Origin of the sequence: Virgifigura deserti (assembly GCA_003576685.1) — a bacterium.
GTDB lineage: Bacteria > Pseudomonadota > Alphaproteobacteria > Dongiales > Dongiaceae > Virgifigura > Virgifigura deserti.
Genome location: QOZR01000004.1, coordinates 149,733 through 161,415 on the forward strand (window position 1 = coordinate 149,733; position 11,683 = coordinate 161,415).

Genomic DNA, 11,683 nt, shown 5'->3' on the forward strand with positions numbered 1-11,683 from the left:
GAGAATTGGGCGGGCGCCCGTCAATGTTCGCCGCCGAGTTCCAGGGACAGCACCCCGGCAATGACCAGAACGACGCCGGCTACCTGAATCCCGCTGAGCTTATCGCCGAGGAAAACCGCCCCGATAACCGCCACCAAAGCGACCCCGAGGGCAGCCCAGATCCCGTAGGCAACCCCGATGCCTATGCCGCGGGCCAGAACTAGCGACAGGAGGTAATAGGCGCCAACGACGCCGACGACCGCGATCACCGTTGGAACAGGCCTGGTGAAACCCGCCGAAAATCGTGTCGCGATCGCTCCGACGACCTCGGACAGGATCGCGCCGAACAGAAACAGATACGCCACGCTCTTTCCTCTCGTGCTGCGGACCGGAAGGGCCGATACCCGAGAGGTATTTATGGCCTCTGTTTATGGTGATACAATTTGACTTGTTATGCTGTTGCTAGAGGTAATAGTCTCGTGCCACCGCGCAGTCTCGATCGAAGCCGCCGCGAGCTTTCCGACTTCGTTCGCCATCGGCGCGAACGGCTCACGCCCGCCGATGTCGGCCTGCCGTCAGGGGGGCGGCGCAGGACGAAGGGGCTGCGGCGCGAGGAGGTCGCAGCGCTCGCCGGTGTCGGCATCACCTGGTACACATGGTTCGAACAGGGCCGCGAGATCAGCGTTTCGGCCAGCTTCCTCGACAGTATCGCCCGCGTCCTCAAGTTCGACGCCGCGGACCGCTGTCACCTCTTCCTGCTGGCGCATCAACGGCCGCCGGCCCCAAATGGCGGCCAATGGTGCACGATCTCTCCGCTGACGCAGAAGATCATCGACGACCTCGTCTTGCGGCCGGCCTATGTCATCAACCTGCGCTGGGATGTCATCGCCTGGAATCGCGCCGCGGATCTCTTGTTCGGGTTCAGCGCCAAAGCCGAGCCGAACCTGCTCTGGATGATCTTCGCCGATCCGGAGTTCAGACGATGCGCCATCGACTGGACAAGGGACGCGCCGCGGCTGCTGGCAAGCTTCCGACGGGATTTTGCCGTCGCACCCAATGACGAGGCGCTGGGCGATTTCATTCTCGGGCTGGAGCGTCTTTCGCCGGACTTTCGGGCATGCTGGCGCAGTCAGGACGTCGACGGGTGCGCGCAGGGCCTGGGACGGCTGAATGTCGCCGGCGCCGGGCCCGTCAGTTTCGAGCATGAGACGCTGACGGTCGACGAGGACCGGCATCTCCGCCTCGTCGTCTATGCGGCGCTGCCGGCGGATCCCAACACCCCGGCATTCGAGGCGATGGTGGGAAACGGCGAAACGTCCATCGCTTCCTGAACGGCCGGGGTTGACAGGGGGCCATCAAGCTAATCTGCGGAGACGGCGTGAGGACAGCCTGTCAGCCCCTTCCATGGATGAAGGCACAGCCTTGATGATCTCATCAAAGCGAACGCCGCGCCGGCTCGCAGATGCCGTTAAGCGCATTTCTGCCGCAATTTAGCGCGCCCGAACGAAGGCGTTCCGCCCGCAACGCTGGATGCGAGCATGGCGTCGCTACGTCTGTTTTCCACCTGACAGAAGATGCCGACCCGATCGCGTCGTGGCTGCTTCCGCTTCGTGCTATAAGCAGACCTCCGTCGCATCCGGGTGCCGCTCCGCAGGGCGGTCATGTCACGCTTGCACGTGCTACTCTGCGGCCGTCCTGGCCGAATGCGCGATCGCATTCGCCGGAAGCTCGATCTCGCATATCAGCCCTTCTGTGCGCCAGGCGAACTGCACTGCGCCCTCCAACTGGTCGCGGACCATGCGCTCGATCACGTCCATACCAAAGCCGCGACGAGACGGCTTTTGAACCGGCGGACCACCCGTCTCGGTCCAGCGTAAGACCAATCGCCCATCTGCGCGCCGGGACCACTGGATGGAGACATGGCCGCCGGGAGAAGTGAAGGCGCCATACTTGACCGCGTTCGTCGCAAGCTCGTGAAGCGCCATCGCGATCGACTGTGCGGCCACCGGCACGAGCGTCAGGTTCGGACCATCAACGCGCACGCGCGGATCCTCCGGGCGGCAATAGGGCGCCAGCTCTTCCTCGGCCAAGGACGTCAGGTCCGCTCCCTCCCAGTGACTCTGCGACAGCAGCGAATGTGCGTGGGCCAACGCCCCGATGCGACCGTTGATTGCGCTCACGAAATCGGCGATCGTGCCGGCACGGGTCAAGTGCACCATCGATTGGATCACGGCCAGCATGTTCTTCGCCCGATGATCGACCTCGCGCGCGAGCAGCTGAAGACGCTCCTCAGCCCGCTTGCGCTCGGTGATGTCGCGGGCGATTTTTGATGCGCCGGTAACCCGGCCGTCGGTACCCCTGACGGGCGACACGGTCAGCGAGATCTCGATCAAACTGCCGTCCTTGCGTCGGCGAACGGTCTCGTAATGATCGAGGCGCTCACCGCGCCGGATACGGTTGAGAATTTCGGGTTCCTCGTCATGGCGGTCAGGTGGAATCAGGATCGTGATCGGCTTGCCGATGACTTCGTCCGCCGTATAGCCGAAGAGTCGCTCGGCGCCCGCGTTCCAAGTGGCGATGATCCCGTTGAGATCTTTGCTTATGATCGCGTCATCGGAGGACTCGACGATCGCTGCAAGCTGTTGCGCAGATTGCTCGGCCCGCTTGCGCTCGGTGATATCCACCAGCATGTTGACCGCGCCCACGAGCTTGCCTGCAGTATCGTGCAGTGGCATCGGATATGCGGCGAAGGGCACATGGCTGCCATCGGGCCTTTCGGCCACGGCCTCCGCACCATAGATCGGCCGATCCTCCTTCAGCGCAATAGCCATAGGGCATTGGTCGTGCGGCATCGGCGTGCCGTCGGGCCAATACAGGCGCCAGGATCCACACCACTTGCCGCTGCCCAATTCCGGCCGATGTCCCCAGAGGTGGACGGCCCCTTCGTTGTAGTCGGTGATGCGTCCGGCCTTATCTGTGGTGTAGATGGCCGCCGGGAGTGCTTCGATCAGCATCCTCAGCCGCGCCTCGCTTTCACGCAGCGCCGCCTCGGCTTGCCGGCGCTCGGTCACGTCCACAGTGAAGCAGCGGGTATTCACGAACTGGCCATTCTGAAATCGCACGTTCGAGCTGATTAGGACGTGCCGGATCGACCCATCCTTCGCCCGTAGGCGCGCTGGATACTTGTCGAGCCTCTCGCCGCGGGACAGCCGCGCCAGGATGTCATCGATGGTGGCGCGGTCGGCGTGAACCTCCGCGATGGGGAGGCCGATATATTCGTCCAGGGTATAGCCGAGCAGATCGAGCTCGGCCTGGTTCGCGCGCAGGATGGTTCCGTCGGAGCCCACCCAATGCAGCGCGACTGTTCCGTTCTCGAAGAAGTCTTCGAGATCCTGCCGACTGCGCCGCAGATCGTCTTCGGTCCGCTTGCGCTCGGTGATGTCCTGGAAGCAATTTACGGCGCCAACGATGTCGCCCTGCGCGTCGCGCAGCGGTGTGATGTTCACCAGCGCCAGAAAGCGGCTGCCGTCGGGCCGCTCGAACACGACCTCGCCATCCTTCGTCACTGTGCCGGATACGAGTGCATCCCGCATCGGCGTCTGGTCGTGCGGCAGAGGCCGGCCATCGGGCCAGTAGAGCCGGTGCGACCCGCAGAAGCGCAGCGCGGGGTCACCGAGTTTCGGGCGTCGGCCCCAGAGTTCGGCGGCCCGATCGTTGTAACCGACGATGAAACCCTCGGCGTCGCAGACGTAGACTGCGGCGGGAAGCACCTTCAGGAGCTGGGCGGCATACTCCTGTGCGTCGAGGTGCCACATGACAGCGCCCGCGGCGTCTGAACGGTTATCCAACATAGTCACGGGCCTCCTATCGGCGTTCCCGATGCTTCCGCAGAAGAGAGAGCACACATGGGCGACCGGCTCCGCCGGAACCTGGGTTAATGTTGCATTGTGAGCATGATATACGCAATGGCCGGCGGAAGCGGCTCGTATTGGTGAGCTACATCTAGTTGCGGAGTATCCTGGCGGCAAGTTCGCGTAATATGGCTCCCTGGACGGCTTGCGCAGGAACACGTCGTAACCATCGCCGCTCCCGGACCACCGGCTAAGGCGACAAGGCGAACATGCGGTGATGACGGGACTGCTGCGCCAAACAAGCCGGCCGCGGATTAGTTCCCGGAGAACCGCGGGATGTAGGTCTCCAGCAGCCAGCGCTGGCTCTCCGCGAGCCCCTGCAGATCGCGGAACAGCGAGGCCGCGTTGACGCCGAGGCGGTAGAGGTCGGCCCGGATATCGTCGCGCTCGCAGGATTCGATCGCGTGCCAGGTCAGACGGGCGCCGGCGACCTCGTGGATGTCGCGAAGCGGATTGCCCTGGATCGTGAAGACACCTTCCTGCGCCGCCATGCGCGACGTGATCACCGGCAAAGCGACGCGCGCGATTTCGGCCTCGAATGCCAGGGGTGGTTGGCCGTCTTGTGCTGCCGAATCGAGAAACAAGCCGGTTTCCGTGCCGAGCGGCCCCCCGTCATAGGCATAGATCCGCACCGCGCCCTCACGTCTCCCGGACACGGCAAAGTACAGGGCCACAAGCGGACTCCGCGACCAATCGAGCAGTCGCGTCGGAAGGCCGTAATGCTGCGCCAGGCCCAACCACTGCCAGTCGTCGCGCGGAACGGCCTCGGTCAACAGCACGGCTTCACGCTTGAAGCCTTCGAACATCCGGGCCTCGTAGCCGCGGAACGCGGTGAGCGTCTCTGGGTCGGCAGTGCCGATCGGCCGCCCCTGCGAACGGAAGAACGAGCGGACCGCCGCCGGCCACATCTGGTGCGGCACGCTGACGCCGCGGAACAGAGCGCTGCGGCCTTTGAACCCGACCGTCCAGTCAAGGAAGCGTTGAAACGGCGTTTCGGCCATGGCAGATGAGTTCGCGCGGAGTGACCGTGCTAGCGGGCGGCAACCGTCGGACAAGGAAAACGTCCGGTTCGGGCGGCGCGTTCCATCGCCGCCGGTGCGAATGTCGGGCGCCAGACAAGGGCCAACGACAAACCGTCGGCATCGGCAGCCTGCGGGCGGTTCAAACCTACCGCTCGCTGTCGAGCATCGCCATCTGCGCCGGCGCGTAGCGCTCGCCCGCGACGGCGTCATGCGGGGCGGCGCGCTCGATGGCGGCCAGATCGTCCGGGCCGAGGTCCAGCGCGAGCGCGCCCAACGCCTCTTCCAGCCTGTCGCGTCGGCGGGCGCCGATCACGGGAACGATGTCCCGGCCTTGCGCCAGGACCCAAGCGATCGCGAGCTGTGCCGCGGTGACGCCGCGGGACTCGGCGACGGCGCGCAGGGCGTCGACGAGTGCGAGGTTCTGCTCCACGTTACCGGGCTGGAAACGCGGGCTGTGGCTGCGGAAATCGCCGGGACCGCTCGTGCCCGTCCTCCAGTGGCCGCTGATCAGGCCGCGGGACAGCACGCCATAGGCCGTGATGCCGATGCCGAGTTCCCGACAGGTCGCGAGAATCCCGTCCTCGATCCCGCGCGAGATCAGGGAATACTCGATCTGGAGGTCCACGATCGGATGGACGGCGTGGGCGCGCCGGATCGTCTCCGCGCCGACTTCGGAAAGGCCGATATGGCGGACATAGCCGGCCTGGACCAGCTCGGCGATCGCGCCCACCGTCTCCTCGATCGGCACCGCCGGATCGAGGCGGGACAGCCGGTAGATGTCGATATGGTCGACGCCCAGCCGCTTGAGGCTGTAGGCGGCCGACGCCTTCACCGCCTGTGGGCGGGCGTCAAAGCCCAGCCAGTCTCCGGCGGGCCCGCGCTGGGCGCCGAACTTGACGCTGAGGATGACCGCGTCGCGGGCTCGGCCCTTCAGCGCCTCGCCGATCAGCATCTCGTTGTGGCCCATCCCATAGAAGTCGCCGGTGTCCAGCAGCGTTATCCCCGCCTCCATCGCAGCGTGGAGGGTGGCCAAGCTCTCGGACCGGTCGGCGGGCCCGTAGAGGTCGGACATCCCCATGCAGCCGAGACCCAGCGCGGAAACCTCGGGGCCGGTGCGGCCGAGCGAACGGGTGATCATGGCGTGGCTCCTTTGCGTTGATTGCTGATGCGTTGATTACTGAACGCAAAGCTATGAAACGGGCCGCCATGCGATAAGATGGATAATTCCGCATGGGCTGTTCGGAATTTCGCACAATGCCGGTCATTGATCTTGGGGATCTGGACGCGTTCGCCGCCGTTGCGCGGCATCGCAGTTTCCGGCGGGCAGCCGCGGCACGCGGGGTTTCGCCCTCGACCCTCAGCCAGACCATCAGGGATCTGGAAGCGCATCTCGGGGTTCGTCTCCTGAATCGCACGACGCGCAGCGTCGCGCCGACGGAGGCCGGGGCGAAGCTGCTGGAACGGCTGTCCCCGTCCCTGGCCGACATCGCGGCAGCGGTCGGCGAAATTCAGGGAGAGGACGGCGCCCCGGCGGGAGCGGTAAGGATCAACGCCCCGGCGCCGGCGGTCGAGCTGGTCCTCGCGCCGATCGTCGCCGATTTCCTGAAGGCATATCCGAAGGTGCGACTCGAGATCGTCGCCGAAACGAGCCTTATCGACATCGTCAAGGAAGGCTATGACGCGGGCGTGCGATGGGGCGAGCATCTCGCCCAAGACATGATCGCCGTCCCGCTGGGCCCGCCGCAGCGCTTCGTCGTGACGGCCGCCCCGGAGCTGCTGGCCGCCCATGGCGTGCCCGCCACGCCCCATGACCTGATGCGCTATCCCTGCATCCGCCAACGCTTCCCGAGCGGAGTCACCCCGGCCTGGGAGTTCGAGCGCGGCGATGAAATCGTCCGGCTCGACCCTCCCGCGCGGTTGACATCCACCAACATCGTCCTCCAGAAGCGCGCCGTCATCGCCGGTGTCGGCGTCTGGGCGACATTCGAAGACTATGTGGCCGACGAACTCGCGGATGGACGGCTATGTAGACTGCTCGGCGAGTGGTGCCCGAGCTTCCCGGGACCGTTCCTCTACCATCCGAGCCGTCGCCACGTCCCCGCCGCCCTGCGCGCCTTCATCGATTTCACCCGTAAGAGCGTCTAACGACACCTGACCATGAGCCGAGACATGATCGAAAGGCGCCGTAGGTTGCGCACTGACGTCGTCTCCGTCAAAATCCGGAACCATCGGACGGAGCAGCACATGCAGCGCGACGACTATACGGCCGCAAACCGACAGGCTTGGGACGAGGCGGCGCCGATTCACCGGGAACGCAAATTCGCCGAGCTCATCGCACAATTCAGCGAGCCCGGCCATTCCTGCCTCGACCCGATCGAGACGGCGATCCTTCGGCGCATCGGCATCGACGGCAAGGATGTCGCGCAGCTCTGCTGCAACAATGGCCGCGAGCTCTTGTCGGTGAAGAACCTTGGCGCCGGCCGCTGCGTCGGCTTCGACATCTCCGAGGGGTTCATCGAGCAGGCGCGCGAACTGGCGGCGGCGGGCGGCATCGATTGCAGCTTCGTCGCCACCGACATCTACGCGATCCCGCACGACTATGACGAAAGCTTCGATCTCGTCACCATCACCATCGGCGCGCTCGGCTGGATGCCGGACCTGACGGAGTTCCTCGCCGTCGCCGCGCATCTGCTGAAGCCCGGCGGATGGCTCTTCATCTATGAGCAGCACCCCATTCTCGATATGTTCGAGCCGGGCGACACGGCCGATCCGCTGGCGCTCCGCTACTCCTATTTCCAGACGGAGCCGTTTCGGAACGAGTACGGCCTGGATTACTGGGGCAAGGCGCGCTACCCGTCGAAGCCGATGTACTGGTTCCACCATAAGCTGTCGGACGTGATCGCCGGCTGTCTGGCGAATGGCTTGGCGCTGGAGGCCTTCGAGGAATATCCGCACGACATCTCGGTCTTCACGCCGATCGCCGAGTCCCCCATTCGGCCGCCGATGAGCTACAGCTTGGTGGCGTGGAAGGAAGGCTGAAACAAGTCCGCCCCACTGTTATGGGCGCGAATCGTGCAGTTCGGCCACGCTGTAGGTTTCGACCGGGTTGCCGACGCCCTTCAGTGAGCGTGCGCCGCACGCTCTCGCCTCAATCTGGCCCTCAACGTCGAGATAAGCGTGCTGGTCGATCAAGGTCTCGCCGTCCTTGGCCTGATCGCAGAGCCGGGACGCAATATTGACGACATTTCCGATGGCCGTGTAATCGGCACGGCCCTGATTGCCGACCAATCCGAGCGTCGCGTATCCGCTCGCGATGCCGATGCCGATGCCGATCGAATGTCCCAGACGCCGCCAGTGCTCGCGCAGGTCCTGCAAAACCTCCTGGATCTCAAGTGCGAGTTCGACAGCATCGAGGACCGGTTGTTCGCAGGGGATGGGATCGTTGAAGAAGACCATCAACCCATCACCGGCTCGGTAGCCGATGGTACCGTGCCGTTTGGAAACCAGGCTGCCTATCCGCTCGTGGTAGGCCCGCAGCAGAAGAATGATCTCCTCCGGCTCGACATTTTCCGAGAGTGACGTGAAGTTGCGAATGTCACAAAACAGGCAGGCGATGTACCGGCGGTGGCTGTCAAGGAGCGCCTCCTTGCCCTCGGCGATGACCAGCTCCGCGACCTGCGGCGCCAGAAAACCCTTCAGTCGGCCGAGGCGTTCGATCTCGCGGACCTGGCGCTGGACCTTGTCCTCCAGGTTCTGATTGAAGTCGCGGATCTGCAGCGCCTGCCGCTGAACCGTGCGGTAGAGCGAGCCCACCATGGCGTTCTGGTTCAACAGCGCGGAGCCGACGAGCAGGACGTACGCCAGGGCCTCGAGATCGAAGTCGTAATGCACATACATTGCGAAGATCAGGACCGCCACGCCGGTCGCGCCGACTGCCAGGGGCAGAAGCCGTTCATGTTCCTTGCGGTCGCGCCACAGGGCATAGACGGCGAACAGACCGAGGCCGCACATGACGGCCGCCTGAAGGTGGGGATTGACCGTGAACGACTGAGGGCCCGATAACGTTTCGGCGAGGAGAACGCCGTAACAGGCCACAAGCGAGCCGAGTGCACCGATGAAGGCAAGCGCGCCGAACGGGAGGACGAGTTTGAAGCCGCGATCCTCGCTCGTCTCGGCCGGCAGCCGTGCGGTGTCCCGTTCGGTCATGAAATGGCCTCTCGGCCAAGCGATCCAAGCCGATATTTCTCAGATGGCAGTTTGTTACATCTGATCAACCCTTCCGTCTCGAACCGGCCCATCCGACTCGCGGATGCGGCGCCACGGACATGGCGGATGAGATGAATGGTAGCGGTTCGCCCGGCTTGATATTCAGGACGGACCGGCCGAAAAAATCCCTATTCCCAATAGGGAAGAAATTTTCCTTCAAGCCCCGTATAGTAAGCCCTACCTAAAGAACGGGGCCGGAGGCCTCGACGGCGAAAAGACGAGGACGGGGAGCGATGATCGATCCATTCGGCCGAACAATCAGTTATCTGCGGGTGTCGGTGACGGACCGGTGCGATTTCCGGTGCGTCTATTGCATGGCCGAGGACATGACCTTCCTGCCGAAGGCGGAGCTCTTGACCCTGGAGGAGCTCGACCGGGTCTGCAGCGCCTTCGTTCGCCTGGGCGTCAAGAAGCTGAGGCTGACCGGCGGCGAGCCGCTGGTGCGCCGCAATGTGATGAGCCTTGTCCGTGGCCTGTCGCGGCATCTCGACAGCGGCGCGCTCGAGGAGCTGACGCTGACCACCAACGGCAGCCAACTCGCCAAGCACGCGGCCGAGCTGGCCGAATGCGGAGTGCGGCGACTGAACGTCTCGATCGACACGCTCGACCCGCATAAGTTCGCGGCGATCACCCGCTGGGGCAAGCTGGACAAGGTGCTCGACGGGCTGGCGGCGGCGAAGGCGGCCGGGCTGCAGATCAAAATCAACACGGTCGCGCTCAAGGGCGTCAATGATGACGAGTTCGACCATCTCATCACCTGGTGCGGCGAGCAGGGCTTCGATCTCACCGTCATCGAGGTGATGCCGATGGGCGACATCGGCGGCGAGACGCGCGTCGATCAGTATCTGCCTCTTTCGGTGCTACGCGGCCGGTTGGCCCAGAAATGGACGCTCGACGAGATCGACTACCGCACGGGCGGCCCGGCGCGTTACGTCCGCATCAAGGAAACCGGCGGACGGCTCGGCTTCATCACGCCACTGACCCACAATTTCTGCGAGAGCTGCAACCGGGTGCGGCTGACCTGCACCGGCACGCTCTATATGTGCCTCGGCCAGGAGGACGCCGCCGACCTGCGTGCGCCCTTGCGCCAAAGCGAGAGCGACGAATTGCTGGAGACAGCGATTCACGAGGCGATCGCGCGCAAGCCGAAGGGCCATGATTTCATCATCGACCGCCGACACAACCGTCCCGCCGTCGGCCGCCATATGAGCGTCACCGGCGGGTAAGCTTCGCCCCTTCGAGTCGGAGGACCTGCATCATGAAACCGCCCACGGACGTCGCGCCGGGCTTCGCGGTGACCGCCCAACTTGACAAGACCGACGTCGCCGCCCTGGCGCAACGCGGATATCGGACGATCGTAAACAACCGGCCGGACGACGAAGAACCCGGCCAGCCGACCGCGGCCGAGATCCGCGCCGATGCGGAGCGACTCGGCCTGACCTACATTTATATTCCGGTGACGACCGGCACGATCACGGCGCAGGACGTGGCGGCCGTCACGCGGGCCGTGCGGGAAAGCCCGCAGCCGGTCGTCGCGCATTGCCGAAGCGGCACCCGCTCCTACCTGCTCTGGGCCGCCGGACGGGCGCTCGACGGCGACGCCGATCCGTCGGCGCTGGTCGCCGAAGCGGCGAAACGCGGCTATGACCTGCAATCTCTGCCGGACTTGGTCGCCCGGCTGCGGCGGGAGCGGGCCGGAGGATAGAGACGCCTACAGCGCGCGCTTCCCCTTGCGGGAGGGAGATTTTCAACAAGCTCTGCTTAGCTCACCAGTTCCCAGGCGCCGTCGGGTTGGCGGCAGGCGGTGCCGTAGATCCGCTCGGTGCGGCCGCCGATCGTGGCTGTGGTGGTGTATTCGCGGCAATAGCGGCCGAAGCGGTTCTCGTAGGTTCCGTGGGGGACCACCTGATACTGAACGCCGCCGGGATTGCGCCAGATCACCGGCCGACTGTCGGGCGCGTGCTCCAGCGTCTGGCCGAGACAGCCGAAATCGACCCGGTCCATGGACCGGCCGATGCCGCCGCCGATCAGGGCGCCGATGATCGTGCCGCCGATCATCGCGGCCGTGCGGCCCGAACCCTTGCCGATCTGCGATCCTACGACTCCGCCCGCCGCGCCGCCGAGAACGCTGCCCAGCAGTTCGCGGTTGCAAAGGCCGAGATCGATGCCAAAGGGCAGACGGTCATGGTTCGAATAGCGGTCGTGATCATAATGATAATGATGGTGGCGGTGGTGCTCGTATTCGTGCCGGTGCCGATGCTTATGCTTATGCTTGTGCTTGTGCTTCGCCCGATAGCCGTGCGCGGACGCCCAGGGCGGCGGATCGGCAAGGGCTGACCCGGAGTCGGCCGCGGTCGCGACCAGCGTCGCCGCGACCAGCAGTGCGATGAAGCGGTATCCTGCGATCTTCATGATGTCGCCCTGTCCCCTGGAAGGTCCGCACGAATTCCGATCGATCCTGGCAAGGCCCAGCTGAATCCAAGCTGAGCGATCCGTTCATCCGCC

Annotated in this window: 11 protein-coding genes; 5 read left to right on the forward strand and 6 right to left on the reverse strand. The window is 64.8% G+C overall.

Annotated features, from left to right (window positions below):
* Positions 1-20: 20 nt before the first annotated feature.
* Positions 21-344 (reverse strand): DMT family transporter, encoded by a 324-nt coding sequence (locus tag DT069_RS08480; protein ID WP_119459872.1) that lies wholly within the window; start codon positions 342-344, stop codon positions 21-23.
* A gap of 114 nt (positions 345-458) precedes the next feature.
* On the opposite strand from DT069_RS08480, the gene DT069_RS08485 reads away from it, so the two are divergent.
* On the forward strand, positions 459-1,310 hold the full coding sequence (locus DT069_RS08485) for a helix-turn-helix transcriptional regulator (RefSeq protein WP_119459873.1): 852 nt from the start codon (positions 459-461) through the stop codon (positions 1,308-1,310).
* A 348-nt stretch (positions 1,311-1,658) separates the two neighbouring features.
* On the opposite strand, the gene DT069_RS08490 is transcribed toward DT069_RS08485, so the two are convergent.
* From DT069_RS08490 to DT069_RS08500, 3 genes are all read right to left on the reverse strand, one after another.
* Complete coding sequence (locus DT069_RS08490; RefSeq protein ID WP_425450102.1) at positions 1,659-3,794, reverse strand: PAS domain S-box protein; 2,136 nt, start codon at positions 3,792-3,794, stop codon at positions 1,659-1,661.
* 350 nt (positions 3,795-4,144) lie between these two features.
* Positions 4,145-4,891 carry an FRG domain-containing protein gene (locus DT069_RS08495; protein WP_162913061.1) on the reverse strand — a complete coding sequence of 249 codons (747 nt, stop codon included), beginning with the start codon at positions 4,889-4,891 and terminating at the stop codon, positions 4,145-4,147.
* Positions 4,892-5,057: 166 nt separating this feature from the next.
* On the reverse strand, positions 5,058-6,050 hold the full coding sequence (locus tag DT069_RS08500) for an aldo/keto reductase (RefSeq protein WP_119459876.1): 993 nt from the start codon (positions 6,048-6,050) through the stop codon (positions 5,058-5,060).
* A gap of 116 nt (positions 6,051-6,166) precedes the next feature.
* Here DT069_RS08500 and DT069_RS08505 point away from each other — a divergent pair, with 116 nt between their 5' ends.
* Positions 6,167-7,057, forward strand: coding sequence for a LysR family transcriptional regulator (locus tag DT069_RS08505; protein WP_119460123.1), 891 nt, complete (start codon positions 6,167-6,169; stop codon positions 7,055-7,057).
* Positions 7,058-7,081: 24 nt separating this feature from the next.
* Positions 7,082-7,951, forward strand: coding sequence for a class I SAM-dependent methyltransferase (locus DT069_RS08510; protein ID WP_162913062.1), 870 nt, complete (start codon positions 7,082-7,084; stop codon positions 7,949-7,951).
* An 18-nt stretch (positions 7,952-7,969) separates the two neighbouring features.
* Here DT069_RS08510 and DT069_RS08515 read toward each other — a convergent pair whose 3' ends face one another.
* Entirely contained in the window at positions 7,970-9,118 is a 1,149-nt protein-coding gene (locus tag DT069_RS08515) for an adenylate/guanylate cyclase domain-containing protein (protein ID WP_119459878.1), read from the reverse strand.
* A 293-nt stretch (positions 9,119-9,411) separates the two neighbouring features.
* Between DT069_RS08515 and moaA the strand changes: the two genes are divergently transcribed.
* Positions 9,412-10,404: a GTP 3',8-cyclase MoaA gene (gene moaA / locus DT069_RS08520; protein WP_119459879.1), complete on the forward strand. Its 993-nt coding sequence runs from the start codon at positions 9,412-9,414 to the stop codon at positions 10,402-10,404.
* A gap of 32 nt (positions 10,405-10,436) precedes the next feature.
* Positions 10,437-10,883 carry a protein tyrosine phosphatase family protein gene (locus DT069_RS08525; protein WP_119459880.1) on the forward strand — a complete coding sequence of 149 codons (447 nt, stop codon included), beginning with the start codon at positions 10,437-10,439 and terminating at the stop codon, positions 10,881-10,883.
* A gap of 56 nt (positions 10,884-10,939) precedes the next feature.
* On the opposite strand, the gene DT069_RS08530 is transcribed toward DT069_RS08525, so the two are convergent.
* Positions 10,940-11,590, reverse strand: a complete 651-nt coding sequence (locus DT069_RS08530) for a glycine zipper 2TM domain-containing protein (protein ID WP_119459881.1) — start codon at positions 11,588-11,590, stop codon at positions 10,940-10,942.
* Positions 11,591-11,683: the final 93 nt, after the last annotated feature.

Coding starts and splice junctions, on each gene's coding strand:
- DT069_RS08490 (WP_425450102.1), bottom strand. CDS start 3,794: ATGTGGCACCTCGACGCACAGGAGTATGCCGCCCAGCTCCTGAAGGTG.
- DT069_RS08495 (WP_162913061.1), bottom strand. CDS start 4,891: ATGGCCGAAACGCCGTTTCAACGCTTCCTTGACTGGACGGTCGGGTTC.
- DT069_RS08500 (WP_119459876.1), bottom strand. CDS start 6,050: ATGATCACCCGTTCGCTCGGCCGCACCGGCCCCGAGGTTTCCGCGCTG.
- DT069_RS08505 (WP_119460123.1), top strand. CDS start 6,167: ATGCCGGTCATTGATCTTGGGGATCTGGACGCGTTCGCCGCCGTTGCG.
- DT069_RS08510 (WP_162913062.1), top strand. CDS start 7,082: ATGATCGAAAGGCGCCGTAGGTTGCGCACTGACGTCGTCTCCGTCAAA.
- DT069_RS08515 (WP_119459878.1), bottom strand. CDS start 9,118: ATGACCGAACGGGACACCGCACGGCTGCCGGCCGAGACGAGCGAGGAT.
- moaA (WP_119459879.1), top strand. CDS start 9,412: ATGATCGATCCATTCGGCCGAACAATCAGTTATCTGCGGGTGTCGGTG.
- DT069_RS08525 (WP_119459880.1), top strand. CDS start 10,437: ATGAAACCGCCCACGGACGTCGCGCCGGGCTTCGCGGTGACCGCCCAA.
- DT069_RS08530 (WP_119459881.1), bottom strand. CDS start 11,590: ATGAAGATCGCAGGATACCGCTTCATCGCACTGCTGGTCGCGGCGACG.